Consider the following 25,677-nt stretch of genomic DNA (forward strand, 5'->3'; position numbering starts at 1 on the left):
ACATGAGGTTTTTTGCAGGGGATTACGACGTCATTGTGATTGGCGCGGGTCATGCCGGCTGTGAGGCCGCATTGGCAGCCGCGAGAATGGGTTGCAAAACGCTGTTGTTGACCATCAATCTGGACACCATCGCTTACATGCCTTGCAATCCATCGATTGGCGGGCCGGCGAAGGGGATTGTCGTTCGCGAGATCGACGCGCTTGGCGGCCAGATGGCGCGGAACACGGACATGACGTATATTCAGATGCGAATGCTGAATACCGGCAAGGGGCCTGCCGTACAGGCTTTGCGCGCGCAGGCTGATAAGGCGTTTTACGCGTTGAACATGAAGTGGACTTTGGAGTCCACGCCCAATCTGGACTTGAAGCAGGCGATGGTGGAAGAAATCTTGACCTCCGGCGGCGCTGTCAGCGGCGTCGTCACGAAGAGCGGCCAAGAGTTTCACGCGAAGGCGGTCGTGTTGACGACAGGAACGTATTTGCGAGGACGGATTTTCATCGGCGACGTCTCGTACGAGAGCGGGCCGAACGGTCAAATGCCCGCCATCAAACTTTCCGATTCGCTGCTGGAGTTGGGATTTCAGCTGGTGCGGTTCAAGACGGGCACGCCGCCGCGCATCAACAAGAACTCCATCGACTTCAGCAAGTTGATTGCGCAACCAGGAGATCCGGTTCCAAAGCATTTTTCGTTCGATCCCGACATCAAGCCGAGAGACCAGGTGCCCTGCTGGCTCACGAGCACCACCGAAGTTGGGCATTCGATCATCTTGGAGAACCTGGATCGGGCGCCGATGTACTCGGGCGAGATCAAAGGCACGGGTCCGCGCTATTGCCCTTCCATCGAAGACAAGGTCGTGCGCTTCCGGGATCGGCCAAATCATCAGATTTTCCTTGAACCCGAAGGTCCGAACACGTCAGAATGGTACGTCCAGGGTCTGTCGACCAGCTTGCCGGAAGATGTGCAATTGCAGTTGCTGCACACGATCCCTGGCTTGGAGAACGCGGAGATGCTTCGCCCGGGATACGCGATTGAGTACGACGCCATCGTGCCGACTCAGTTGTGGCCGTCGCTCGAAACAAAGCGCGTACCAGGGCTGTTCACGGCGGGCCAAATCAACGGAACGTCTGGTTACGAAGAGGCCGCGGGGCAGGGGATTATGGCTGGCATCAATGCGGCGCGGAAGGTTCAAGGCATGGAGCCGGTTGTGTTGGCGAGATCGGACGCGTACATTGCCGTGATGATTGACGATCTCGTCACGAAGGGCACGAACGAGCCGTATCGCCTCTTGACGTCGCGAGCGGAGTATCGCTTGTTGCTCCGACACGACAACGCCGATCTGCGACTCATGGATATTGGCCGGGAAATTGGATTATTACCGGACAAGGTGTATGATCGGATGGCTCGCAAACGGGAAATGATTGAACAAGAGTTGAAGCGGCTGGGCATGACGCGCGTCAAGCCATCGGAAGCGAATCCGGTGCTGGTCTCGTATGGATCGAATCCTGTGGATGACGGCGTGACCCTGGAACAATTGCTGCGTCGCCCGGAACTGTCCTACGAACAGGTAGCCGCGCTCGATCCAACCGGCGGCGTGGAACTGGACCCGGAAGTCGTGGAACAGGTGGAGATCCAGACAAAATACGCTGGGTACATTCAGAAGCAGCAACAGGTGATCGAGCGGCAGAAGCGTTTGGAGAATCGGTTGTTGCCGGATTGGATCGACTACGGCAAGATCCGCGGACTTGCCACGGAAGCGAAGGAAAAGTTGGCGAAAATTCGTCCTCGAACGGTTGGGCAAGCGTCTCGCGTGTCCGGGGTGACGCCGGCCGACGTTTCGATTTTGCTGGTGTACCTCGAATCGCAGAAGGGAACAGCGATGCATGGATAATCGTGATTCGTTGCGGTGGCCGATTGCTTTGGACGGCAAGCAAGAGGCCAAGCTCGCCCGGTTCCATTCCCTCTTGGTTGAATGGAACGAGCGGATGAATCTGACGGCCATTGTAGAATTGCGCGAAGTGTACGTGAAACATTTTTTCGATTCGCTCGCTGTCGCAAACCTACCAGCGTGGACGGCTTCGTCGGATCGGCCGTTGCGCGTGATCGATGTGGGTACTGGGGCCGGTTTTCCGGGGATTCCGCTTGCCATTGCGTATCCGAATCGCGACTTCGTGCTGTGCGACGCGTTGGGTAAGCGGATTCGGTTCTTGCAAACCGTCTGTGACGAGCTTGGTTTGGAAAACGTGAAGTGTATTCATGCGAGATCAGAAGATTTAGCCCGCCAGGACGGATTTCGCGCTTCTTTTGACGTGGCTGTATCGAGGGCGGTCGCCCGAATGAATGTGCTCATGGAGTATATGGCCCCATTTTTGCGGGTTGAGGGACTTGGCATCTGTTACAAAGGGCCTTCACTGGCGGAGGACGAAGAAGCCGACGCGGTGCGGGCGGCGAAGGTTCTGCACGCTAGGTTGGCAACGCCTTTCTTTCACTACGCACTTCCAGAAGGCATGGGCGAACGGTCACTCGTTGTCTTTCGACAAGAGTCTCTGGTACCGAATCGTTTTCCGCGAAAAGCTGGCGTCGTACAGCGACAGCCTCTGTAGGCGAAGTGGAAGTGCAGGCGTGTCGAAGGATGTCGCGGGCGTTCCTTTTATGTAATATGGTGGGAAGGTTTGTCGGTGTGAAGGATTCAGAAGCCCTTGTGGTGAATTCGACAACATGTCGATAGAGGCTCTAACTACGGAATTGAGGGGTCAACGATGAGGGAATCCTGGGGACGATTTATGAATCTGCGCGATTCCACAAGTTCGCATACACATACGCAGGTCGTTGAAATCCCAGTGCAAGAGATTGTGTCCAATCCATATCAACCGCGGACGATCTTCAATCAAGAGGCAATTGAAGAATTGGCCAAGACGATCCACACCCACGGCGTGATTCAGCCGATTGTGGTAAGGAAAAAGGATCGAGGGTACGAGTTGATTGCCGGTGAGAGACGATTGCGTGCCGTCCGCCATCTGGGGTGGGAAACGATTCCGGCAATTATCCGGGATATGAACGACGCCCAGACCGCGTCCGCTGCGCTGATTGAGAACCTGCAGCGTGAAGGATTGACGCCGATCGAAGAGGCGGTCGCCTACCAACAGTTGTTGGAACTGCATGGGTTGACGCAGGAGAGCTTGGCTCAACGATTGGGCAAGGGCCAATCGACGATTGCAAACAAACTGCGATTGTTGCATCTTCCGGAACCCGTTCAAAACGCGTTGCTGCGGAAGGATATTACCGAGCGTCATGCCAGAGCCCTCCTTGCTCTGCCAGCTGAAGATATGCAAGTTGCCCTCTTGAACGAGTGCATTGAAAAAGGCTGGAACGTGAAGCAGATGGAGGAACGGGTGAAAGCGAAACTCGGGGCGCTTGAATCTGGCGATAAGCGTCAAGCGAAGCCTCGCCGAAAAGGTTTGTCCCGAGACGTGCGGCTTGCAGTCAATACCATTCGTCAATCTCTGGAAATGATTCAGGAAACGGGCCTCGACGTCGTCTATGAGGAATCTGACGAGGAATCATTCTATCAATTTACTATCAAGGTTCCTAAGGCGCGATAGAGAACATCTGAACCCACCACAGTGGGTATGGTCCGATATTGAAATAGGATATTCCCCGGACATCGATTGTTATTTCTCCGTTTTTTACTTTTTTTGTTTGTTCAACGACGCGCGTCTGGTTCGCGCGTCCTATTTCCTCTCACAGATCTTGTATCGAACCTTTTTCACACTTGGACCCGGTTTTGCAGTAGAATAGTAGAAGCCTGCTATAGCCAGCAAATTGAGTCGTGTATCCATCGAAGGAGGGCTGTGCGTGTCCAACGCCCGTGTAATCGCCATTGCTAACCAAAAAGGTGGCGTAGGGAAAACGACGACTGCAGTCAACCTTGGCGCTTGTCTTGCGACGCTCAATCAACGCGTTCTGCTCATTGATATCGATCCCCAAGGAAATACGACTTCCGGCGTCGGGATCAACAAGGCGGACGTGAAGTATTGTGTTTACGACGTCATCATCAATGACGTTGCGATGGCGGATGCCATAATGCCGTCAGGGTTGGAAAATCTATCATTGTTGCCCGCGACGATTCAACTCGCTGGAGCGGAAATCGAGTTGGTCCCGACCATATCGAGGGAAGTGCGTCTTCGGAGAGCTATTCAAACGATGCGGTCACAGTATGACTATATCGTGATTGACTGTCCCCCGTCACTTGGCTTGCTGACGGTCAACGCGTTGACCGCGGCGGATTCGGTGCTGATTCCGATTCAATGCGAATATTACGCGTTGGAAGGATTGAGCCAACTGCTGAATACGGTTCGTCTGGTTCAAAAGCACTTGAATACCTCCTTGGAAGTGGAAGGGGTCGTGCTGACCATGCTGGACGCTCGAACGAATCTCGGTTTGCAAGTGATTGAGGACGTGAAGAAGTTTTTCCGAGACAAGGTGTACAATACCATCATTCCTCGAAATGTTCGGCTGAGCGAGGCCCCAAGTCACGGCCGTCCCGTCATTCACTACGATCCAAAGTCGCGTGGCGCCGAGTCGTACATGGATTTGGCAAAGGAAGTGATTGGGCATGACTAAACGGGGCTTGGGTCGTGGATTGGATGCGTTGATACCGCAGTTGTCGGTTTCGGATGAGGATGTCGTCGCATCTGTCGATATTCGTGATCTTCGCCCAAACCCGTATCAACCTCGACGGGTGTTCAATGAAGAGAAACTTCAGGAACTTTCAAACTCGATTCGAGAACATGGTATTATTCAGCCACTGATTGTTCGCAAGAGTGAAATTAAAGGATTCGATATCGTCGCTGGTGAGCGTCGGTTTCGGGCCGCGAAATTGGCTGGTCTTCAAGTCGTTCCGGCAGTGATTCGCGATTTCAGCGATGTGTTGCTTATGGAAGTGGCTTTGATTGAGAACCTGCAGCGAGAAGACTTGAATCCAATTGAGGTCGCTGACGCCTATGCGAACTTGATTGAGAAGTGCAATTTGACTCAGGATGAGCTTGCGAAACGGGTTGGTCAGAGCCGCAGCCATATTACGAATACACTCCGCCTGTTGCAGCTGCCGACACTGATTCGCGACATGGTTTCACGTGGAACATTGTCTATGGGGCACGCCCGTGCTCTGTTATCTGTAGCAGATGAAGATACACAAGTTGAGTTGGCGAAACGAACCGTTGACGAGGGTTGGAGCGTTCGGAAATTGGAACAGGTTATTTACGAACCGAAGAAAAAGGTTTCACGTGAAACCAAGACGTCCAATCCCATTCCGCTCGAATATCGACGGTATCAAGAGCAGGTGCAACAGTACCTAGGAACATCTGTCCGGATTCAGCACGGAAAGAAACGTGGAAAAATCGAGATCGAATATTTTTCGAATGATGACTTGAAGCGAATCATGGACTTGATGCTTTCACATAAATAAGCGGGGAGGCAGGGAAGCCTCTCCGATGATTGGTTTGTTGGTGTCGGGTTGGGTGGTGTGGTGACTTCATGTTCTTACTTGGTACGATTGTAGACGCCCTCGCCATCGTCTTGGGAACGGTCATTGGTCTCTTGCTTCCGACAATACCGGACAGAATGAAGGACACCGTCACGAAGGGTCTCGCGTTGTGTGTCATCATCATCGGTTTGAGTATGGCTCTTGCGGATACCGCCGATATTCTTACGGTTATCGTTGCTATCGTACTTGGCGCCGTGATTGGCGAACTGCTCAACATCGACGGAGCTCTCTCCAAATTTGCTCACGTCGTCGAGCGTAAGTTCTCAAGAGTGTACGAGGGTCCTATCGCGGAAGGGTTCATTTCCGCGACGTTGCTCTTCTGTATCGGGTCGATGGCCATTGTGGGAGCGATTCAAGACGGGATTGAGGATCAGCATAAGACTTTACTCGCAAAATCGATTCTCGACGGCTTTTCAGCCATCGTATTTTCATCGACACTTGGAATCGGCGTTGGCCTCTCAGCGATTCCAGTCTTTTTGTATCAAGGCCTAATCGCCTTCATTTCGCATTTGGCGGGAAATGTTTTGGATGCGCCTTCGTTGATTGACATTCTCACAGCCACGGGTGGAATATTGATTGTGGCGATCGGTTTGAACGTCGCGAACATCTCGAAGATTGTCGCGCCGAATCTGCTTCCGGCAATCCCGTTGGCACCTGCGCTGAAGGCGTTGCTTCCGCACCTTCAAAGTCTGTTTCATATGCATTGACAAGGCGGTTTGTACTGGAAACATGCATCATATGGAGTGCCAGACGACGAACGTCCGTGTGGCAAGTTTCAGACGACGTCTAATAATTGGCTGAAGTTCTCAACGTGATTCGCGCTATACTAAGGCGGAATCGATGATCGCAATGGGAGAGCATGTTTGGAAAGGAAGAACGGGGAATGCCGAATTTAAGTTCCATTCAGCCATACGCATTGGATATCGCACTCGCGGCAGGGGTCCTTGCAATCATTTGTTTCATTCTTGCTGTTATCGCCATCGCAAAGGCAAATCGCTTAAAACGGCGGTTGAACGCATGGAAGAACATCAGCTCATCGGCTGACCTTGAACAAGTGTTTTCCGCAACGGCCGACGCCGTAACTCGGCTTGAACGGGAATTGGACGAGGCCCGTGCGCAAATGTCAATCATGGAGGAGACACTGCGCAAGAAGGTCTCGACACCGGCAATCCAACGTTACAACGCCTTCTCCGAAGTGGGCAGCGACTTGAGCTTCTCAGTGGCGTTGGTGGACGGCGAAGGCGATGGCGTCGTCTTGACATCGATTTACGGGCGAGAAGATTCGGTTACATATGGTAAACCCGTCACAGCTGGCGACTCTTCGTACCTTCTAACCGAGGAAGAACAGTCGGTCATTGCGGAATCCATGGGACAGGCGCGGCGATCGACCGCATACGCTTCTTCCTGAGTACGTCTTCCCTGAGACGAAATCGCCGTAGACGCTTCTTCATGGGGATGCAACGGCGCAATAGAGCGGCGTTACATCCCCAATTTCATGGTCCGAGCAATTTGGTGTTTGTGCAAACTACCCCACAAGGCTTGAACCACCACATCCGACATCCTCATCACAATTCCGAGCCGCGTGTTCTGCAACACGAAGTACTCCATGAATCCACTGACGTTGACGATGCCCGTCAGCGATAGATCGCCAAATTCGGGCAGGACCTTCTTCACGCCTGCGCCTGGTCGTAAGGGACCGCGCTCCAGCGTGATGTGACCGACGTGATCGAACTTGCCCAAACAAGCGTCGATCGCGACGATGAAAGGCCTATCTGTGTAACTGTGCTGGATGGTCTCCAGCGTCTCGGCGAGGTTCACAGCGTGCACAGGCTCGTCCAAAGTGCCCAATATGTCAACGCCGGGCAATTTCGTCAGCCGCGAAAGTCTTGAACCGATAATTGGGCCAAACGCGTCGCCAGTTGAACGATCCGTTCCGACGCACACTATCAATACATTGGATCCGCTTGCACCTGAAAGACCTTGATCGAGACAATATTCCAGCTTCTCGACCGCACCGATTTCGTCGAAGGCCACACGTCCGATGACCTCTCCCGCTGGTGTGATAGTTGAATTGACGTGCCCATTCTTCAACGGGATATCCCCCTTGGACGGAATATTCCCAGTATACGTTGGCGTAGCATCAACTATACCTGTCCAATAACCAAGGGAAATAGGGGAGACAACATTGGTTGACGTATTGATCCTGGCGGAAATCTGTTGGGTCTGGCTGTGGGTGAAACGAAAACGGACGGAACGGGCGATGCTCTACGTGGCAGGCATGTTCACCGCGCTGTACGCGGCGACGCACATCACCCCTTGGTTTCTGCGGACCTTCGTCGATTCCGGGAACGCGTTTGAATGGCTGAGGAGCGAGATTGTCTTTCATACCCACGCGGTGGGCTTGGAAGAGCGCATCGTTCCCGCCCTGCCAACAGCGGCGAACGCCTTGGACGACACGAAATGGATTTCTCTGCACGTGCTGCAAGGGATGTTCACCGTGTTTATGGCTTGGGCCATCTTTATGCTGTTTGTTGCAGTCGACTCGGTGGTGGAAGCGTTGTCCGACGAACGATCCTCCGAACTGGTTCGCTTCGACGCGGTATGGGCCAACGCAGCAGGGCTGGTGGCAGGCACGGGTGTCGCAGTCAGTACGTTGTGGCTGCTGGCCACCTTCGCGTGGATTCGTCCCCTCCAGCCGATCGCGGCGTCGACCGCGCATTCCGTTCTCTTCCTCGCGTTGGACAAGGCACTGGCTGTCCTGAAGGGTCTCTAGGCTGTGGTATCATGGACATGATGCTACACAAGGAGGCGAAACACGTGTCACAAATCTGGAACGATATGAAGACGCACGCACTCGCTGATTTGCCTAGCCTTGGGGTCATAGCCTGGGATCTCATCAAAATCTTGGTGTTCTATATTCTTGCGCGGCTGGTGATTCGTGTCGCGATTCGAATTATGGAACGTGTGTTCAATATCCAGCATGTTCGGATGGACGATCGGCGAAAGGCTACGATGACGTCTCTGTTCGCGAACGTCATTCGCTATACCGTCTACTTCATTCTTGTGATTGAGATTCTGACAACCTTAGGTGTCAACGTCGCGGCGCTGTTGGCTGGGGCAGGCATTGTCGGTGTCGCCGTGGGCCTTGGCGCACAAAGTGTGATCAAGGATTTCCTCACGGGTCTGCTCATCTTGTTCGAGGATCAGTACGCTGTCGGCGACGTGGTGCAGATCAACGGATTTACGGGCACCGTCGTGTCTGTGGGGGTCCGCTTGACTCGGATACAGGCGTGGACAGGCGAACTCGAGATTGTCCCAAACGGCCAAATCACCACGGTGACGAACTACTCGAGGACGAATTCCACGGCCGTGATCGATGTCGGGATCGCATACTCATCCGATATCGCGAAGGCAAAAAGCATCATGGAACGAGTGCTCCGCGAGATGAAGGAGGAACATCCCGACACTATGGTTGGCGATGTCACGGTTTCTGGCGTGACCGCGTTGTCCGCATCGAGCGTCGACCTTCGGGCGACGGCGATCTGCGCACCCAACTCGAGCGCGGGTATTCAGCGTGAAGCGCAAGAGCGGATTAAGCTGGCATTCGACGAAGCTGGCATCGAAATACCGTACCCGCAAACGACGGTGTGGCTGAAGCAGCCGACGTCGGAGGACAAGGGAGGCGAACCGGATGCCAGTGCCGTATGAACTCCATGATGTCGTGCGAATGAAAAAGCCGCACGCATGCGGGGAGAACCTATGGGAAATCATTCGCTTGGGCATGGACATTCGAATCAAGTGCAAAAAGTGCGGGCACAGCGTCCTCATCCCGCGCGCCCGCTTCGACAGGCTGATCCGCAAGGTGATCATTCCGAGACAGGGGGCGGCGGCCGATGAAAGTTAAAACCGCGTGTCCAATCGACTGTTACGATGGGTGCAGCGTGCTGGTCTCCGTAGACGAGCGCGGCCACATAACCATGGAAGGGAATCCGGACCATCCCATCACGAAGGGAACGCTTTGCAACCGGGGAAGGCAGTTGGCTGTACGGAGAGACAGTCCGCAACGGATTCTTCACCCGCTCAAGCGGATAGGGGACCGCTTCGTGCAGATCTCGTGGGAACAAGCCATCGCCGAGATCGGACAAGCGTTGCAAAAGACCCTGGATTCCGTTGGAAATCACGGCGTTCTCCACATTTTTGACTGGGGATCCGGCGGGGTATTGAAGAATCTCAACCAGCGCTTCTTTTATGGCCTTGGTGGCTGTACGGAGACCGTTGGCAGCCTCTGTTGGGATGCCGGACTCGAGGCGCAAACGTACGACTTCGGCCGGGCTGACAGCCATTCGCCGGACGATATGGCGAATTCGGCGAACGCGGTGGTCGTCTGGGGGAGAAACGTCGCCAATACCAATGTGCACATGATGCCGTACATCAAGCAAGCGCAGCAGCGCGGCGCGAAACTTGTGGTGATCAGCACGCTCGAACAGGATCTGGGTCGCCGGGCGGATCGGTGCATCTATCCGCGCCCTGGATCGGACGGGATTTTGGCATTGGGGATCCTGCGTATTTGTCGCGATCACGGCTGGATCGACAAAGCGTTTATTGATCAGTTCTCGGTTGGCTGGGATGAGTTGAGCCAAGAGCTGGACGCCTACTCGGTCGATCTCGTCGCAAGCCTGACCGACGTTTCGCCAGACGACATTCACTGGCTGGCCGATCTGTATGGGAACCAAGGTCCCGTCGCGACGCTTCTTGGGCTGGGTATGCAGCGATACAGCCGAGGCGGCAACACGGTTCGGGCAATCGATGCGTTGGCCGCGGCAACGGGACAGATTGGTGTTCCAGGCGGCGGCGTCAACTACGCGCAGCGCCAGGTTGGCAGATTCTTCGATGAGGAGTCCATCATGGGACGGAAGTCGGCCGACGTGAGGACCTTTGAACGGACGACGCAGGCCGCCGAAATACTTGCTGCCGATCCGCCGATTCGGATCGCGTTTGTCACGAGGACCAACCCAGCCGTCCAAGTGCCGGACTCTCAGACATTCCGTAAGGCGTTCGCGTCGATCGGGTGCAAGGTCGTGATCGACACGTTCCTAACCAAGACCGCGGAATTGGCGGACTATGTGCTTCCGTGCACCAACGTGTTGGAGGAAGAGGACGTCACCTACACGACGATGTGGCACCCGTACGTCAGCTATATCCGGCCCGTCGTGCCGCCGAAGGGCGAGGCGAAGCCGGATTGGCAGATCTTTCGCGATCTCGCCGGCGAGATCGGGCGCGCGGAGATCATGGCGGGAACGGTGGACGAGTGGCTCGACGCTGCGCTTGCTCCATTCGGTAAGGCAGCGATTGACGAACTTCGCGAGACTGGGTTCATCCGACTGCCTATCGAAGATGTCCCGTGGGCGCGCCGGGTCTTTCTGACGCCGAGCGGGAAATTCGAATTCTCATCGGAATGGGCGAAGCGAGACGGACATTCCCCGGTCGCGCGCTGTTTGCCAGAAGGTGCTGACGTGGAATCACACGTCGAGTATCCGTACGCGCTCTTGACGACGCATCCAAGAAAGATGCAAAATTCGCAGCGAGATACCGAGAGAAATCTCGATACGCCGACGGTTGAAGTGCCGCAGTCGATCGCGGAGCAGAAAGGACTTGCCGAAGGCGCGCTGGCAAGGGTATTCAACGACAGAGCTTCTGTCGTCGCCCGGATCGTGATTCGCCCAGGCGGTCATGCGGGTACGCTCCGCCTTGAAGCGGGGTGGTACGGGCAGGGAATGACGACGAACGACTTTACGACCGCGTCGAAAGCCGATTTCGGCAGTCAATCCGCGCAGTATGAGTGTCGTTGCAACATTGAATCCATCACGGGATGACGAACGCGGGATGACGAAAAAACAGGGTCCCGAGGGAACCCTGTTCGATTGCGGCAGGCACTGATTTGACGTCGATGGAACGCACGTCGCGAGCGAGGCGATTATGAAGCATAATCATGACGTCTTGTCCTTGGTGAAGCGCCAGGGTGACTGGATTCGATGGCTAATGCTTTCGGAGAAAGCTTTCGCATCCTCAATCGACGCAAGAGTCGTCGCAGCATGCCCATCACCTCCTCACTGGATTAGTATTCCTATGTGGAGACTATCTATCCTGGCGTATGCCATGGTTTTTGAGCAAAATCGAATTTTTCTGCGGCGCTTCTACAAAGGGCTGCCGAGATCTCCTAAGCTTCGTTGTCAGCGACGAGCATATCCATCTATACTTAATCCTGCAGGGAACACGGTGAGGTGTCAACATGCCATTACAGGCTGGAATCGTCGGCTTGCCCAATGTTGGAAAGTCGACCTTGTTTAACGCAATTACAAAGGCTGGGGCAGAGGCCGCAAACTATCCGTTTTGCACCATCGATCCGAACGTCGGCGTGGTGGAAGTGCCTGATATTCGTCTGACAAAACTTGCAGAGATTGTGCACCCAAAGCGAATTGTGCCAACCGCGTTTGAGTTTGTCGACATCGCGGGTCTCGTGAAAGGCGCGAGTCAAGGTGAAGGCTTGGGAAACCGATTCCTCGGCCATATCCGGGAAGTGGACGCGATTGTGCACGTCGTCCGCTGTTTCGAAAGCGGCGAAATCACGCACGTGGCTGGCTCGGTCGATCCCATTCGCGATATTGAAACCATCGATATCGAACTGATTTTGGCTGACTTGGAAACCGTGCAAAAGCGCTTGGATCGCGCGAAGAAAAATATGAAGAGCGGCGATAAGCGGTTCAAGGTCGAGGCTGAAGCGTTGGAGCGGTATGTGCAAGCGATGGAGGAGGGCAAGCCGGGGCGCTCCGTCGAACTGTCGGATGACGAAGCCCAGGTTCTGAAAGACCTTCATTTGCTCACGACAAAACCGATTCTCTACGTGGCAAACGTCGGCGAGGATGAGGCGGCCGATGCTTCGTCGAACGTTCACGTCGCGGCGGTGGAACGCCGGGCTGCCGAGGAAGGGGCGCAGGTCGTTGTCGTGAGCGCCCAGCTTGAGTCCGAGATCGCGGAACTCGAAGGCGATGATCGAGCAGCATTCCTGAACGATCTCGGCCTTGCGGAAGCTGGATTGGACAAGCTGATTCGCAGCGCCTATCAATTGCTCGGGCTGCGAACCTACTTTACAGCCGGGGAACCCGAAGTGCGGGCGTGGACTATCCGCGAAGGCACGAAGGCCCCGCAGGCGGCCGGCGTGATTCATACGGATTTTGAACGAGGTTTCATTCGGGCCGAGGTTGTCGCCTACGAGGACTTGATAGCTGCTGGGAGCTTTCAAGCCGCTCGAGACCAGGGCAAACTCCGCTTGGAAGGCAAAGACTATGTCGTGGCAGACGGCGACGTGATGCATTTCCGATTCAACGTCTAACGTGGTATGGCCGGCGGGACTTGAGGAATATGTCTATTCGTGTTAGCATAGACAATCGGCGCATGCTTCATGTCGCCAACATCCTTGCTCCATGATGGGGCCGAAGACCAGAAGGAGGTGTCACGGTATGCGTCAGTACGAAACGATGTATATTCTGAACCCAGCGCTCGAAGCAGAACAAACTGCCGAGTTGGTTCAAAAATACCAAACGCTCATCTCTGACCAAGGCGGTCAAATCGACGAACTGCAAGAGATTGGCAAACGTCGTTTGGCGTACGAGATCGAAGGCAACCGTGAGGGCTATTACGTGTTGATTCAATACACGGCGGGCACAGATGTGTCCAAAGAGCTCGAACGTGTCATGCGCATCGACGAAAATGTCGTTCGTTATTTGACAGTCCGCGTGGGTGAGTAATTCGCGGAGGGGAAACTATTGCTGAACCGGGTAATTTTGATTGGGCGATTGACCGCAGATCCGGAACTGCGCTATACGAACACCGGTACGGCGGTTGCGTCATTTACGCTGGCCGTTGACAGGATGAGAACCGGACAGTCGGGTGAACGACAGACCGATTTTATCAATGTCGTCGTGTGGCAAAAGCAGGCGGAAATTGTCTCGCAGTATCTGCAAAAGGGCCGTTTGGCTGCAGTGGATGGCCGGTTGCAGATTCGGACGTATGACAATCGCGAGGGACAAAAGGTCCGCGTTGCCGAAGTGGTCGCCGAAACCGTGAGGTTCTTGGATCGTGGTCCAGATGCTGGTCAACAGACGGCCGGTTTTGGTGGGCAAACACCACCACAGTCTCGTCCGCGCCCAGAACGGCCTTCAGCACCCTTGTACGAAGACGACCCATTTGCTGACGACAGCCAAACCATCGATATTTCGGAAGATGACTTGCCTTTCTGATTTTGTACACCGAGTGATGTTCTGAACGGCAGGCCCATCGGCTTGCGTCGCTTGGACATGTCTCTCGGCAAAACGACGAGGAGTGATTTAGATGCCGCGTAAAGGTCGTGGCGGAAAGCGTCGTAAGGTTTGCCAATTCTGCGTCGATAAGATCGATTATGCAGATTATAAGGATATCGGCCGTTTGAACAAGTTTCTGACGGAGCGTGGCAAAATCCTTCCGAGACGTATTTCCGGCAATTGTGCTCGCCATCAACGCCAGGTAACTGTCGCCATCAAGCGTGCACGTCAAATTGCCTTGATGCCGTATACAACTGAGTGATTTCGAACGGAATGTACGAGGTCGTCTCGCCGCAGAATCCTGCGCGGGACGACCTTTGTTCGTTAGAAGGAGCAGGACTTCATCCAGGTCGTGTGGAAGTTTCTACGGACAGTCACCCTGCGAATTTTCGAGGGGGGAAACGTGGTGGCCGGCATCGAAACAGAGGCAAATTTAACGCAGCGGCTTCAGGCGATTGAGCATGACCGGATCGAACTGCTCCAACAGGCCGTTGAAGTCCTGCGAGGCATCCAGTCCGGCAATCAGGCGATGCTGACCGAGGCCTTGGCAGGTGTCGTTGGCTTCGCGTATTTGCTTGGTGTTCAATTGGGTATACCTGCGCATCGGATTGATCACGAAGTGATCACTGCCTTTCGCGAAGTGCTGGGCGAAGAGAACCCCAGAGCACGGGACATCGATGAGGTCGTACGGCATTTGAAGACCCGAGTCTAACTGGACCTGCGGATGGGGACGAGAGTGTCTGCGAAGCGACGCAACTTCAGCAGGATCGAGGCCGCCGCGCCATTCAAGGTATTGGTCAGTTTTGCATTTGCGCCGCCGGCGTCAGGAGACTACCATTTACAGTAGGAATAGACACGAATCGTGTTCACTTTGCACCGATTACAGAGGGGGTTGTGTCGATGAAAGTCATCTTGTTGCAAGACGTCAAAGGACAAGGGAAGCAGGGCGAAGTCAAGGATGTCAGCGAAGGATACGCTCGGAATTTCCTGTTTCCCCGCCATCTGGCCGAAGAGGCGACAGCGTCGGCGCTAAAAACTCTACAGCAAAAGCACGACAAAGAAGAACGGCATCGTGCTCAGGAACTGGCTGACGCGAAAGCGCTCGCCAAGGTCCTGGAAGACAAAAAGATTGTCGTGAAAACGCAGGCTGGAGAGGGCGGACGCCTGTTTGGCGCCATCACGACCAAACATATCGCCGATGCGATGAAGCAACAGGGCATCGACGTCGACAAACGAAAAATCGTGCTGTCCGATCCCATCAAAGCTTTGGGTGGACACCGTGTCACTGTGAAGTTGCATCCCGAGGTACATGTCAGCATTTTGGTGTATGTAGAGGCGGAGTAAGCCCTACTGAAGTGAAGAAAGGCGATGGCAATGGCAGGCGAAGGAGCCATTTGGCAGGCAAGCGTCGGCGATACTTCGTTTCGCTTGCCGCCGCAGCAGATTGAAGCGGAGCAGGCTGTGCTCGGCGCGATGCTGATTTCCGAAGACGCGGTCGCAGAGGCGTTGGAGATCCTTGAGGCGGAGGATTTTTATCGATCCGCCCATCAGTCGATCTATCGCGCCATGCGCGAGGTGTACGAGGCGGGCCAACCGGTGGATATCATCACTGTGGCAGCGGCGCTTCGAACCCTTGACGATGCGTTGGAGTCCGTCGGCGGGGCGGAGTATCTTGCAGACTTGGCCGCCGCGATGCCAACCGCGCTGCACGTCGTGCAGTACGCGCAGATCGTGCGGGAAAAGGCGTTGCTTCGCCGGATCATCGCGGCCGCGTCGCAAATCGCGGAAGCTGGTTACAGTGGTGAAGCGTCCGCGACGGATGTCCTCGCAGATGCCGAAAAAGTCATTCTCGAGTTGAGCCAATACCAGAAGACGCGAGATTTCACGCACATCTCGGACGTCCTGGAGTCGACTTTTGAACGAATTGAACAGCTCTACGCGAGCGACGGCAATATCACAGGCGTGCCGACGGGATACAGCGAATTGGATCGCATGACGAGCGGCTTTCAGAAGTCGGACCTGATCATCGTGGCCGCCAGGCCTTCCGTGGGCAAGACCGCGTTCGCACTCAACGTCGCACAGAATGTGGCGGTGCGCAGCGGGCTGCCAGTCGCGATCTTCTCGCTCGAAATGTCCAAGGATCAACTGGTTCAGCGCATGCTGTGCGCCGAAGCCTATATAGACGGCCACAAGCTCCGCAACGGTACGCTGGAAGACGAGGACTGGCCGAAGTTGTCGATGGGCGTCAGCACATTGAGCAATTCTCCGATATACATCGACGATTCGCCGGGCATTACGGTCCCTGAGATGAGGAGTAAGCTTCGGCGGTTGAAAATGGAGCATGGACTTGGATTCGTCGTGATCGACTACTTGCAGTTGATTCACGGCCGGAGATCCTCAGGCGAGAATCGCCAGCAGGAAATCTCCGAGATTTCGCGCTCGTTGAAGCAGTTGGCCCGTGAACTGGAGGTTCCGATTGTCGCTCTCGCGCAGTTGAGCCGATCCGTCGAGCAGCGCCAGGACAAGCGCCCGATGTTGTCCGATATTCGCGAATCCGGTTCTATCGAGCAAGACGCGGATATCGTGGCATTCTTGTATCGGGACGATTATTACGATCCGGAAACGGACAAGCAGAACATCATCGAAATTATCATAGCCAAGCAACGAAATGGCCCGACAGGCAAGATAGAGTTGGTGTTCTTGAAGAACTACAACAAGTTCGTCAATCTCGAAAGGGCACATTCGAGCGCATGAGGACAGACGACTTGACGACTCCTCCGAACGACGGTTCGCAGCTTCCCACACTCACTCGCAAAGAGCGGCGGGCTATCCTGGAAGAGCGGAGGAGGCGCCGCAATCGCCGCCGTCGGGCACGGCTGCGCAGATTGCAAGTCATGAAATCCCTGCGCAGCATCCAATTTTGGCTGCGTGTACTTGGGTTCGCAGTGATTGGTCTCTGTATCGTCTTCTGGGCCCGCTTCGCATTCGTATACGATATCCCGAGCTTTGCGGCGGTTGGATTGCCGCCACATGTTCAGGCATATGTCGCAGTCAAGCCGTGGTGGTTCGGCCCGCCAGTGTTTGACATCGGCAATTACGACGGGATCGACAATTGGCAGTGGGTTGCCAATCCGTATCAGTATCTCATCTATCACATGGGGAGATACGCAAGCATTTTGAGTCACCCCCACTTCGTCTGGATCAGGGCCTCATGATGTGCACCGTTTTGCTCGAATGGGGCGTGGGGGGAGGCATTCGCAAGTCCGAAAGGAGGTATTCGCGTGCAGCATCACATACTCGTTGTCGAAGACGAAGAGCCCATCGCGAATATCCTTCGCTTCTCGCTCGAGCGCGCGGGCTACCGAGTTTCCTGCGCCTACGAGGGCACGCAAGCGCTCGAAATGTGGCACGGGCTTGCGGTCGATCTCGTCCTGCTCGACGTCATGCTGCCAGGAATGGACGGCTTTGACGTGTTGCGCGCCATTCGTTCCATCTCCGGCGTTCCCATCATCATGTTGACCGCGCGCGACGACGAGGTCGACAAGGTACTCGGATTGGAACTTGGGGCAGACGACTACGTCACCAAGCCCTTCAGCACGCGGGAATTGTTGGCCCGCGTGAAAGCCAATCTGCGCCGGGTGACGGAAGAAGTCCCTGACGAACGTGACAATTCGAGTTATGTCCTCCAGGATCTCGTGATCGACATGAAGGGCTACCGGGTCACCAAATCGGGCGATCCGGTGATGCTGACGCATCGCGAGTTTCAAGTGCTCGCGCTGCTTGCCGGCCGACCGGGCCAGGTGTTTACGCGTGAACAACTGGTCGATCAAATCTGGGGAATCGACTACGAAGGCGACGCCCGAGCCGTTGATGTGACGATTCGGCGGCTGCGCGAGAAGCTCGAGGAAGATCCGAGCCAGCCGCGCTACGTTCTGACTCGCCGAGGCGTCGGCTACTACGCGAGGAATAAGTGACATGTTGTGGAGAAGCCTGCGGTTCAAATTGGTCCTCGTCTACACGCTGCTGATCCTGTTCGCCGTCGAGCTTATAGGGGCTTACTTTGTCCGCGCGTTGACGAGCACCTTGATCCACAATCAGTCTTCTGCCGCGAAGAGCCAGGCGCAGTTGATGGCGACGCTCGTCGCTCCCCAGCTCGACAGCAACGCCAAGGGCGTCGACACTTCGATCACCGCGCTTTTGCAGTCGGTGCCACAGTTTCTCGACGCGACTGTGTACGTCCTGAACCAGGACGGGGACGTGACCTACACCACCGCCGGCGGCGCGTTGATTGGGCAGAAACGCATCGATTCCGTCGCCACACAGGCGCTTTTGCATCATACGTCAGCTCAGTCCATCCGCTTCGATCCGCTCTCAAAGAGCCATCTTCTCGCAATCGCAGTTCCGATTGAGCCCCGTGGCAAATTTATCGGCATTTTGGAATATGTGTTGTCGATCCAGTCGACCTACGATACCATCCGGCAAGCGACCACGATTTTTTACACCGGATCGATAGGTGTGCTCATCTTGACGATCGTGCTGGGCATCATCGTCGCGCGCGCTCTGACCCGCCCTGTGCTGGATGTCACCCGGCAGGCCAGAGTCATGGCGGAAGGGGACTTTTCGACCCGGCTGCTGGTCACCGGCAACGACGAATTCTCCGCGCTCGGAGAAGCCATCAACCACCTGGCCGACGAATTGGCCGAGGCATTGGCGGCCAACCGTATGGAACAGGATCGGCTGCGGACCATCATCACATCCATCGGGGAAGGCCTCATCGTCCTGGATGCCAATTGTAACGTGCTATTCATGAATCGCGCAGCGCGCAACATCTTCCACGCGACGGAAGATCCGGACGTCGATCCGGTCGAACTCCTGGGTCTTGATCGCTTGGCGAACGATGCGCTCGAATCCGAAGCGAGATCCGTCCGAGTCGTAGGTGATACAATCTATCACGTGATTGTGACCGGCATTTACCGAAACGGACAGGTCGAGGGATTTGTCGCTGTTGTCCGCGACGTCACTGAGCAGGAGAAGCTGAATCAAGCAAGACGGGATTTCGTCACCAATGTGTCGCACGAACTCCGAACGCCGTTGACAACGGTGAAGTCACACCTCGAAGTGCTCCATGACCTCGATGAAGATGAAGTGGAGACGAGGAACCAGTTCCTGAAGGTCATTGAGGAAGAGACGGATCGAATGGTCAGGTTGACGCAGGATCTCCTGCAACTGTCGGATCTGGATCGAGGCGCGACTCCGAATGTCCAGCAGCCCATTGCTGTCGTGGATTTGCTGGATCGGGTGCGGCAGCGGTTTGCGGTTCAAGCAAACGGATTGCACTTGGAGTTCCACGTGGAACATCCTCGAGAAACCGCGACTATCTACGGGAATTTCGATATGGTGAATCGAATTCTCGACAACCTGATCTCCAACGCGTTCAAATACACGGCTCCGGGCGGAAGTGTTCGAGTCACGACCTTCGTGTATCCGACCACCGTATCGTTTGAAGTGGTGGATTCCGGTATCGGCATTCCGGAAAGTGATTTGCCGCGTGTATTTGAGCGTTTCTATCGCGTGGACAAGGCGAGATCGCGCCGTCTGGGCGGAACCGGCCTCGGCCTCGCTCTCGCGCGCGAGATGGCGGAGCGCATGGGCGGCTTCATCTACATCTCCAGTGAACCCGACGTGGGTACGACGGTCCGTGTGACGTTTCGCCGGGCGGATGGAGGTGATTCCGTGTGATCAAGTCAATCTACCGTATCTCGAAGACGATCCTGCTGGTGCTATTGGTTGGCTCCAGCATGGTGCTAAGCTACTTCCTGTGGTCAGGCAATTTGGAGAAGGGCACGGAAATTGGCTTCGTGCAAGGTACCTCCTTGCCGATCTCGACGACACCTGTGCTCAACGACACGATTTCCCCTTATCAGATTACCGTTCAACGCGACAACGAATACGCAGACGTTCAACCGAATTCGAGCGAATATCAAACATGGACATCGATACTACTGAGCGCCCAGGCTTCTCATCCCAAGGTCATCGGCTCGCTGCCGAGCGACGTGATCGCCTCCGCGACATTCAATTTTGGCATCGAAATCAACGACGGGTTGGGAAATAAGTGGATGAAAAATCTGACGCAGGCATTGACCGGATGGCAATGCCGAACCATCGTCCTGTACGCGGAGCGGGGAGAAGCACTATGCCACATCGCCTACGTGGGCGAGAACGATGCGGGTACGGACAGCATTCTGTCGGCCTCCACGGGATTGACCGCGGAACAGATGATGCAGACGGTATCTGCCGAAGTTGAGAAACAGCCAGCAACGGCTTGGAACGACTTCCAGTCCATCAGCCTTGTCCCGGAGCATGGCTCTATGCAACGCCTCGTGTACACGACGCAGTCCCCGGATTTACTGCCGCTCATCCATACGTTTTTTGTCAATCCACAAGCCATTACGAGAATTGCTGAAACGAGCCATACCAATCTGTGGACAGACGGCAGCCGGGCTGTCCAAGTCGACAGCCAGAACAGCACTTTGGACTATGAGGATCCCAACGCGAGTCAAGAGGGCATTCACACAAACGACTATGTGACGGCCATCAATTTTTTGCACGCTCACGGCGGAGGACCAACGGACTTGATTGGTTTTGATTCGTATTCCGCGCTCACCGTGGATCCAAACGCGCCGAGCATTGTATTCACACAGTACGTCGACGGCTATCCCATCCTGAATAACGGCGCCAACTACAGCATGAGCATCGACACCGGCCGGGTGCTGCAGTTCGATAGACCGCTGTGGACGCTTGGGACTCTCGCGCGCAAGAAGACCGTGCCGATTCTCGACGCCAAGCGGTTAGGATCCATTCTCAAGCGGATCGCACCGTCGACTCCACTCGATTCGTTTCACGTGGAACTTGGATACGTGCCGCTGCTACCAGGATCGAGATCGAGATATACGAGTCCGCCTTCCTCTTCGGCGGCCAAGCGAAGTGTCGTTCAAGCAAACCACGTTGAGTTGGAGCCGGCCTACTACATCTCCAGCACATCAGGAAACATTTGGGTTATCGACGCGGTGACAGGCGAGGTCTTACCGGGGGGGCAGGCCACATGAACTGGGAAGTTGCGAAATCGTGGTTGATTGCGTTGTTTGTCATTCTCGATCTCGTCCTTGGCTGGCAACTCTACGAATCCCACGAGGTTGCCACCGGTTACACCGAGTCCCCGGCTGATTTGTTGGCGAACACAAAGACTTTGCTCGCGAACCACGGCCTTTCCCTGGATACGCAAGTTCCGTCTGGGCAGCCGGCCTTGCCGACGTTTGAAGCGACTATGGCGACGCCGAAATTCTCTGTCCTAGCGTCGATCGCATTTCCCAATGCGACGGGCAAGGTCACAACCGAAGACGACGTCGGCGTCTCCACGAACGAAGGCTCGTTGACGGTGACAGGTGTCGGCAGTTGGGAAGTGACCTACTCTATCCCAGAAAAGTTAACCGCCGCCCGGACGCCGCTGTCCTACGCCTATCACGGCAATGACTATGTGTTGGATCAAGCGACATCCGGCGACGGCCGCCTGGTGTATTACAAGAGGGCGGACAACTACCCGGTATTTGACGCGCAGATTGTGGCGACGGCGATATCTGGCCAGTTGCAAGCCTACACCGAAACGTACATCGATCACGTCGTCAACACCAGCTCTCCCAAGCCCGTGATCAGCGCTCTCGACGCCCTCGACAGCCTGGCGAACGGCGTCGACAGAACTGACTCATCGTCGCACAACGAAGTGGTCAAGGTGGATCTTGGCTACGCCAGAAAAGTCCAAGTCACCGAGGAAAACAACACGTCGCCGTCGAAGAACTATTGGTTCCCTGTATGGCGAATCGTGACGAGTCAAGGCACCTATTTCGTCAACGCCTTTACAGGAGAGGTCGAGATGGCGACGGGGTTCTGAACCCAAACGCGCAAACCAGCTCTCGGTTGACGCTGGCCGTTTCGTCTTTCAACAAGGAGGGCCCAAGGTTGCGATATTGCATTTTGGCAAGCGGCAGCAACGGCAACGCGGTATACATCGAGCACGGAGAAACGCGGATTCTGCTCGATGCAGGCATCAGCGGCAAACAATTGCGCTCTCGCTTGGTGGAGAACTGTGAACGCGACCTTGCAGACCTCACTGCCGTTCTCATCACGCATGAACACGACGATCACATCAAAGGTCTGGTCCAGGTCGCCAAGCACACGGACGGACCGATTTATATGACCGAAGGCACGCAAGCGGCGTTGCCGGATAAAGCGCGACCGGACGATCTCAGCCGCTGCGCAATCGTTCGGGAAGATCAACCATTTTACATAGGAGACATTTGCGTCACACCGTTTGCGGTCTCCCATGACGCGGAACAGCCGGTCGCATACCGCTTCGACTCGCCGGACGGCAGTCTTGCGGTGGTGACGGATTTGGGATACGTCAACGATCACCAAAAAACGCTCCTCCAGGACTGCGACGCGTACGTGTTTGAGAGCAATCACGACGTGGATATGCTGCGAGCAGGGCGGTACCCGTGGCACTTGAAGCGGCGAATCCTTGGGGACAAGGGGCACCTTTCGAACATCGACGCCGCCTATGCCTTGATTGACATCTTGCCGGACAAGCCCATCGACGTGCACCTTGCCCATCTCAGTGAGGACAACAATCATCCAGATCTCGCCATTTTGACCGTCGAACAGATTTTGCGCGACGCCCGGCCAGTCACGAAGGAGACGACAGCGCTCCACAAGACGAGCCGCAAAGCCGCCTCGCCAATTTTTGAAATGTCTAGAGCGCGAGTATGATCAGTTCCAACAACGCCCAAAATAATCCCTGACCATTCTTATCCATCGCTTTTCCGTACGTTTTGGAAACGAGGCAGGGGGGCGTCAACGTGAGCTTGTATCGCAAATGGACACGGGATTTCGCGCGTGCACCGCGCGCCGTCAATCGACAGCCTGACGGATTCAATCGCAAATCAGGCGGACAGCCTGTACGCTGGCTGGCAACTGTCGCGATTTCCGCATTGTTTGGTTCGTCGGTGGCCGCCTGGGGTGTGCACGCCGCCGCAAACGGTCGTGAGGCCAGCGCTGTCGTGCCGCCGCATCACGCGGATCAGGCGATGGACGCTTTGCCAGTCGTTCAAGTGTCGAGCGATGTGACGCGCGCGGTTCACCGAGTTGAACCCGACGTGGTAGGCGTTGAGAACTATCAACTCGTCTCGAACTTCTTTTCGCAGGAATCGAAACTGGAGGCCACAGGCATTGGCACGGGCGTGATGTTCTACAAGGACAATAAGACAGCGTATCTCGTGACCAACAACCACGTCGTCGAAGGCGCGGCGAAAGTGGACATCGTTCGCGACTCAGGCAAACACTTCAACGCGCAAGTGGTCGGAACAGACCCATACACGGATCTGGCGGTGATCAAAGTGCCTGCGGACGTATTCAAAGGGGTCGATCCCGTCACCTTCGCCAACTCCGACGCCATCGAAGCGGGAGAACCCGCCATCGCGATTGGCACACCGCTGGGCCTAGACTTTGCGGACACGGTTACGAGTGGTATTGTGAGTGCAAAATCGCGCGTGATGCCTGTGCAGGATGAAGCCACGCAACAGACTCTCGACTATCAGACGGTGATCCAGACGGACGCCGCCATCAACCCCGGCAACAGCGGGGGGCCGCTGGTCAACATCAACGGCGACGTGATCGGCATCAACAGCAGTAAAATCGTTGCCCAAAACTTCGAAGGCATGGGATTCGCCATCCCTTCCAACGAAGTCAAGGTGGTCGCTCGCCAATTGATGCAGACTGGACATGCGGTGCACCCGGCCATCGGGATCGAAGCCTATTCGCTGGCGTCCCTACCGCAGCAGATGTGGCCGGACGTACCAGTCGACTACGGCGTTTGGGTCAAACGGGTGACCTCGCTGAAGACCAGAGCGGCAGGGTTGCGGCCGAACGACGTGATCGTGGCCATCAATGGCACGCCCATTCGCACCATTGCCGACTTGCGCACGCAGATATTCGAAACGAAGCCGGGCGAAACCGCGCAACTGAAGGTATACCGCGGAGATCGACCCATCACGCTGAAAGTTCAGATTGGCGCCATGGACACAGAACGCACCACGGACCAAGCGGATTTGCCTTGATGCTCGTCCGGCGCGGCAGGCAGGTCGATGCGCCAGCGAGGAATGCGGGGGAATTATGCAAGTCGCTGTGATTGCTGTTGGACGCGTCAAAGAACGATATTGGACGGAGGCGCTTCGTGAATATGAGAAGCGCCTTTCGGCGTATGTGGATCTGACCATCCACGAAGTCGCCGACGAACCAGCACCCGAGACCATGTCCGACGCCGATCGGATGCAAGTGTTGAGGCGCGAGGGCGACAAGATCGAGAAACTCATCCGCCCGCGCGACGGCATCATCCTGCTCGACATCGGCGGCAAAACCCTGTCTTCGGAAGCCTGGAGTGACACGTTCGCCGGTCTGCAGAGCGAAGGATTCGGCCGCTTGGTATTCGTCATCGGCGGATCGAACGGCATCCATCCCGACATTCGCGCCAAAGCTCGCCTGCGCTGGAGCTTCGGCCCGATCACGCTGCCCCACCAGCTGGCCCGCGTTGTATTGCTGGAGCAACTGTACCGCGGCGTAAAGATACTGCGGGGGGAACCGTATCACAAGTAGTGGTAAAGCAGAAGTTTGAATTGCGGGTGGATGCGATGATGTTAACCATGCACAAGGGTGCTTAGCCACGTACTCCAGTCATGTGGAGTGCTGTGTGTCGCTCGTCAGAAGTTCCTGATATTATGCTACATATACCTTGTTTTGAGGCTCAGGCGACGAATTTGCCTGAGCTTTCATTGTTGCGTAGTTTGTTCCCAGATGAGGTTATACCTCAATAACTACTGAAATTTGGTGCTCGGTAGCGAGTAACGGCGGCAAACCCATTTAATTTGTTGAGTATATAGCTGCAACGATGAATGGTTGTTGGTCGGGCATTATTGGAACTAAAAATACTGTATAATCAAGGAAGAACCTCAGGATGCACCATCGTTTAGATGTTGAAACGTAGACGTTGGGTGTGTGGAAGTCGTGAATGAATATGCATTTTCCATGTGTTGATGTTATTCGGTTAACGGGCATGCTCAAGAGGACGGATATATAAATGAAGATGTGGTTGTTGTGGTTGGTACTTGTCCTGATAGGAGTATTTTTTATTGGATTGGCTGAAGTAGTGGTAAATAAAACAAAGGGAAAAAAGAACGTATCTTGGTTTGGAAGATTTGCTGGTGGGGTTCTTAAAGTGACAGCGAAGATTATCGATGTCGTTACGTTCTTTTGGACTCCTTAGTCGGGTCTAAATGCGATACAAGGAATCGACTTCTTTTTCAGTTAACGGGCAGTTTAGTTCAGTACGGGAACACGAAATTTGGAGCACGGACAGGATATCTGAATAAAACAACGAATACAATTGCATGGAATACGCAATGTCAGGAGGGTTTCTGTGCAAGTACCTTCGATTTTTGATGCGGCTGTTATCCAAGGGGGAAGTTTGCCCTTTTTTGGGTATTCAATTGCATACAAAGATCAGGGGATCGCACAGCGTTCTGACTAGCTACGCCTAATTAAGGCGTGTTTAAAATCGGAATACAAAGCACCTGATCACTGGTCAGGTGCTTTTTTGCGTTGAAAAGAGACAAAGGGGAGAGCATTCAATGAAATTCAATACAACAATGTTGAAAAATAAAAATTTCTTATCT

The 25,677-nt window shown here is 55.0% G+C and carries 28 protein-coding genes; 27 read left to right on the forward strand and 1 reads right to left on the reverse strand.

Going from position 1 to position 25,677, the window contains the following annotated elements; all coding sequences use genetic code 11:
• Positions 1–2 precede the first annotated feature (2 nt).
• From mnmG to AAC01S_RS11205, 7 genes are all read left to right on the forward strand, one after another.
• Positions 3–1,889, forward strand: a complete 1,887-nt coding sequence (mnmG, locus tag AAC01S_RS11175; RefSeq protein ID WP_067622083.1) for a tRNA uridine-5-carboxymethylaminomethyl(34) synthesis enzyme MnmG — start codon at positions 3–5, stop codon at positions 1,887–1,889.
• On the forward strand, positions 1,882–2,601 hold the full coding sequence (gene rsmG / locus AAC01S_RS11180) for a 16S rRNA (guanine(527)-N(7))-methyltransferase RsmG (protein ID WP_067622094.1): 720 nt from the start codon (positions 1,882–1,884) through the stop codon (positions 2,599–2,601). The genes mnmG and rsmG overlap by 8 nt, the downstream gene beginning before the upstream one ends.
• A gap of 156 nt (positions 2,602–2,757) precedes the next feature.
• Positions 2,758–3,600 carry a nucleoid occlusion protein gene (gene noc, locus AAC01S_RS11185; RefSeq protein WP_067622097.1) on the forward strand — a complete coding sequence of 281 codons (843 nt, stop codon included), beginning with the start codon at positions 2,758–2,760 and terminating at the stop codon, positions 3,598–3,600.
• Between the two features lie 253 nt (positions 3,601–3,853).
• A complete protein-coding gene (locus AAC01S_RS11190; protein ID WP_067622100.1) occupies positions 3,854–4,621 on the forward strand; it encodes a ParA family protein in 768 nt (255 codons plus the stop codon).
• The gene (locus tag AAC01S_RS11195; protein WP_067622103.1) at positions 4,614–5,465 is read left to right on the forward strand and encodes a ParB/RepB/Spo0J family partition protein; all 852 of its coding nucleotides are present in this window, start codon (positions 4,614–4,616) and stop codon (positions 5,463–5,465) included. Before AAC01S_RS11190 ends, AAC01S_RS11195 begins: the two co-directional genes overlap by 8 nt.
• A 68-nt stretch (positions 5,466–5,533) precedes the next feature.
• Positions 5,534–6,250, forward strand: a complete 717-nt coding sequence (locus AAC01S_RS11200) for a DUF554 domain-containing protein (protein ID WP_067622106.1) — start codon at positions 5,534–5,536, stop codon at positions 6,248–6,250.
• A 176-nt stretch (positions 6,251–6,426) separates the two neighbouring features.
• Positions 6,427–6,951: a DUF4446 family protein gene (locus AAC01S_RS11205; protein ID WP_067622161.1), complete on the forward strand. Its 525-nt coding sequence runs from the start codon at positions 6,427–6,429 to the stop codon at positions 6,949–6,951.
• A 71-nt stretch (positions 6,952–7,022) separates the two neighbouring features.
• On the opposite strand, the gene yyaC is transcribed toward AAC01S_RS11205, so the two are convergent.
• Positions 7,023–7,634 (reverse strand): spore protease YyaC, encoded by a 612-nt coding sequence (gene yyaC, locus AAC01S_RS11210; protein ID WP_245630188.1) that lies wholly within the window; start codon positions 7,632–7,634, stop codon positions 7,023–7,025.
• Between the two features lie 94 nt (positions 7,635–7,728).
• Between yyaC and AAC01S_RS11215 the strand changes: the two genes are divergently transcribed.
• The 20 genes from AAC01S_RS11215 to AAC01S_RS11310 all read left to right on the forward strand — a co-directional run bounded on the left by AAC01S_RS11215 (position 7,729) and on the right by AAC01S_RS11310 (position 25,268).
• Positions 7,729–8,316: a hypothetical protein gene (locus AAC01S_RS11215; protein ID WP_067622108.1), complete on the forward strand. Its 588-nt coding sequence runs from the start codon at positions 7,729–7,731 to the stop codon at positions 8,314–8,316.
• 44 nt (positions 8,317–8,360) lie between these two features.
• Complete coding sequence (locus AAC01S_RS11220; RefSeq protein ID WP_067622111.1) at positions 8,361–9,251, forward strand: mechanosensitive ion channel family protein; 891 nt, start codon at positions 8,361–8,363, stop codon at positions 9,249–9,251.
• Complete coding sequence (locus AAC01S_RS11225) at positions 9,235–9,447, forward strand: DUF951 domain-containing protein (RefSeq protein WP_067622114.1); 213 nt, start codon at positions 9,235–9,237, stop codon at positions 9,445–9,447. Before AAC01S_RS11220 ends, AAC01S_RS11225 begins: the two co-directional genes overlap by 17 nt.
• Entirely contained in the window at positions 9,437–11,416 is a 1,980-nt protein-coding gene (locus AAC01S_RS11230; protein WP_067622117.1) for a molybdopterin-dependent oxidoreductase, read from the forward strand. Before AAC01S_RS11225 ends, AAC01S_RS11230 begins: the two co-directional genes overlap by 11 nt.
• Before the next feature lie 416 nt (positions 11,417–11,832).
• Complete coding sequence (gene ychF, locus AAC01S_RS11235) at positions 11,833–12,933, forward strand: redox-regulated ATPase YchF (RefSeq protein WP_067622120.1); 1,101 nt, start codon at positions 11,833–11,835, stop codon at positions 12,931–12,933.
• A gap of 127 nt (positions 12,934–13,060) precedes the next feature.
• A complete protein-coding gene (gene rpsF, locus AAC01S_RS11240; protein WP_067622123.1) occupies positions 13,061–13,348 on the forward strand; it encodes a 30S ribosomal protein S6 in 288 nt (95 codons plus the stop codon).
• Positions 13,349–13,366: 18 nt separating this feature from the next.
• The gene (locus tag AAC01S_RS11245) at positions 13,367–13,840 is read left to right on the forward strand and encodes a single-stranded DNA-binding protein (RefSeq protein WP_067622126.1); all 474 of its coding nucleotides are present in this window, start codon (positions 13,367–13,369) and stop codon (positions 13,838–13,840) included.
• Positions 13,841–13,931: 91 nt separating this feature from the next.
• Positions 13,932–14,162: a 30S ribosomal protein S18 gene (rpsR, locus tag AAC01S_RS11250; protein ID WP_067622129.1), complete on the forward strand. Its 231-nt coding sequence runs from the start codon at positions 13,932–13,934 to the stop codon at positions 14,160–14,162.
• 144 nt (positions 14,163–14,306) lie between these two features.
• Positions 14,307–14,612 carry a MazG-like family protein gene (locus AAC01S_RS11255; protein ID WP_067622132.1) on the forward strand — a complete coding sequence of 102 codons (306 nt, stop codon included), beginning with the start codon at positions 14,307–14,309 and terminating at the stop codon, positions 14,610–14,612.
• Between the two features lie 188 nt (positions 14,613–14,800).
• Positions 14,801–15,244: a 50S ribosomal protein L9 gene (rplI, locus tag AAC01S_RS11260; protein WP_067622134.1), complete on the forward strand. Its 444-nt coding sequence runs from the start codon at positions 14,801–14,803 to the stop codon at positions 15,242–15,244.
• Between the two features lie 24 nt (positions 15,245–15,268).
• Positions 15,269–16,654, forward strand: a complete 1,386-nt coding sequence (dnaB, locus tag AAC01S_RS11265) for a replicative DNA helicase (protein ID WP_174520847.1) — start codon at positions 15,269–15,271, stop codon at positions 16,652–16,654.
• A gap of 11 nt (positions 16,655–16,665) precedes the next feature.
• On the forward strand, positions 16,666–17,115 hold the full coding sequence (locus AAC01S_RS11270; protein ID WP_067622137.1) for a hypothetical protein: 450 nt from the start codon (positions 16,666–16,668) through the stop codon (positions 17,113–17,115).
• 66 nt (positions 17,116–17,181) lie between these two features.
• On the forward strand, positions 17,182–17,874 hold the full coding sequence (locus AAC01S_RS11275) for a response regulator (protein WP_067622140.1): 693 nt from the start codon (positions 17,182–17,184) through the stop codon (positions 17,872–17,874).
• Between the two features lies 1 nt (position 17,875).
• Positions 17,876–19,639, forward strand: a complete 1,764-nt coding sequence (locus tag AAC01S_RS11280; protein WP_067622143.1) for an ATP-binding protein — start codon at positions 17,876–17,878, stop codon at positions 19,637–19,639.
• Positions 19,636–21,006: a two-component system activity regulator YycH gene (gene yycH, locus AAC01S_RS11285; RefSeq protein ID WP_067622146.1), complete on the forward strand. Its 1,371-nt coding sequence runs from the start codon at positions 19,636–19,638 to the stop codon at positions 21,004–21,006. The genes AAC01S_RS11280 and yycH overlap by 4 nt, the downstream gene beginning before the upstream one ends.
• Positions 21,003–21,845, forward strand: coding sequence for a two-component system regulatory protein YycI (yycI, locus tag AAC01S_RS11290; RefSeq protein WP_067622149.1), 843 nt, complete (start codon positions 21,003–21,005; stop codon positions 21,843–21,845). The genes yycH and yycI overlap by 4 nt, the downstream gene beginning before the upstream one ends.
• A 68-nt stretch (positions 21,846–21,913) precedes the next feature.
• Positions 21,914–22,720: an MBL fold metallo-hydrolase gene (locus tag AAC01S_RS11295; RefSeq protein ID WP_067622152.1), complete on the forward strand. Its 807-nt coding sequence runs from the start codon at positions 21,914–21,916 to the stop codon at positions 22,718–22,720.
• Positions 22,721–22,809: 89 nt separating this feature from the next.
• Positions 22,810–24,066 (forward strand): S1C family serine protease, encoded by a 1,257-nt coding sequence (locus AAC01S_RS11300; protein WP_245630189.1) that lies wholly within the window; start codon positions 22,810–22,812, stop codon positions 24,064–24,066.
• Positions 24,067–24,121: 55 nt separating this feature from the next.
• A complete protein-coding gene (rlmH, locus tag AAC01S_RS11305) occupies positions 24,122–24,601 on the forward strand; it encodes a 23S rRNA (pseudouridine(1915)-N(3))-methyltransferase RlmH (protein ID WP_067622155.1) in 480 nt (159 codons plus the stop codon).
• A 481-nt stretch (positions 24,602–25,082) separates the two neighbouring features.
• On the forward strand, positions 25,083–25,268 hold the full coding sequence (locus AAC01S_RS11310; protein ID WP_067622158.1) for a hypothetical protein: 186 nt from the start codon (positions 25,083–25,085) through the stop codon (positions 25,266–25,268).
• Positions 25,269–25,677: the final 409 nt, after the last annotated feature.

The sequence above is a fragment of the Alicyclobacillus acidiphilus NBRC 100859 genome (assembly GCF_001544355.1).
Classification (GTDB): Bacteria; Bacillota; Bacilli; order Alicyclobacillales; family Alicyclobacillaceae; genus Alicyclobacillus; species Alicyclobacillus acidiphilus.

Coding starts and splice junctions, on each gene's coding strand:
- AAC01S_RS11200 (WP_067622106.1), top strand. CDS start 5,534: ATGTTCTTACTTGGTACGATTGTAGACGCCCTCGCCATCGTCTTGGGA.
- AAC01S_RS11280 (WP_067622143.1), top strand. CDS start 17,876: ATGTTGTGGAGAAGCCTGCGGTTCAAATTGGTCCTCGTCTACACGCTG.
- dnaB (WP_174520847.1), top strand. CDS start 15,269: ATGGCAATGGCAGGCGAAGGAGCCATTTGGCAGGCAAGCGTCGGCGAT.
- AAC01S_RS11205 (WP_067622161.1), top strand. CDS start 6,427: ATGCCGAATTTAAGTTCCATTCAGCCATACGCATTGGATATCGCACTC.
- mnmG (WP_067622083.1), top strand. CDS start 3: ATGAGGTTTTTTGCAGGGGATTACGACGTCATTGTGATTGGCGCGGGT.
- rplI (WP_067622134.1), top strand. CDS start 14,801: ATGAAAGTCATCTTGTTGCAAGACGTCAAAGGACAAGGGAAGCAGGGC.
- noc (WP_067622097.1), top strand. CDS start 2,758: ATGAGGGAATCCTGGGGACGATTTATGAATCTGCGCGATTCCACAAGT.
- AAC01S_RS11225 (WP_067622114.1), top strand. CDS start 9,235: ATGCCAGTGCCGTATGAACTCCATGATGTCGTGCGAATGAAAAAGCCG.
- rpsR (WP_067622129.1), top strand. CDS start 13,932: ATGCCGCGTAAAGGTCGTGGCGGAAAGCGTCGTAAGGTTTGCCAATTC.
- rsmG (WP_067622094.1), top strand. CDS start 1,882: ATGGATAATCGTGATTCGTTGCGGTGGCCGATTGCTTTGGACGGCAAG.
- yycI (WP_067622149.1), top strand. CDS start 21,003: ATGAACTGGGAAGTTGCGAAATCGTGGTTGATTGCGTTGTTTGTCATT.
- AAC01S_RS11230 (WP_067622117.1), top strand. CDS start 9,437: ATGAAAGTTAAAACCGCGTGTCCAATCGACTGTTACGATGGGTGCAGC.
- rlmH (WP_067622155.1), top strand. CDS start 24,122: ATGCAAGTCGCTGTGATTGCTGTTGGACGCGTCAAAGAACGATATTGG.
- ychF (WP_067622120.1), top strand. CDS start 11,833: ATGCCATTACAGGCTGGAATCGTCGGCTTGCCCAATGTTGGAAAGTCG.
- rpsF (WP_067622123.1), top strand. CDS start 13,061: ATGCGTCAGTACGAAACGATGTATATTCTGAACCCAGCGCTCGAAGCA.
- AAC01S_RS11195 (WP_067622103.1), top strand. CDS start 4,614: ATGACTAAACGGGGCTTGGGTCGTGGATTGGATGCGTTGATACCGCAG.
- AAC01S_RS11310 (WP_067622158.1), top strand. CDS start 25,083: ATGAAGATGTGGTTGTTGTGGTTGGTACTTGTCCTGATAGGAGTATTT.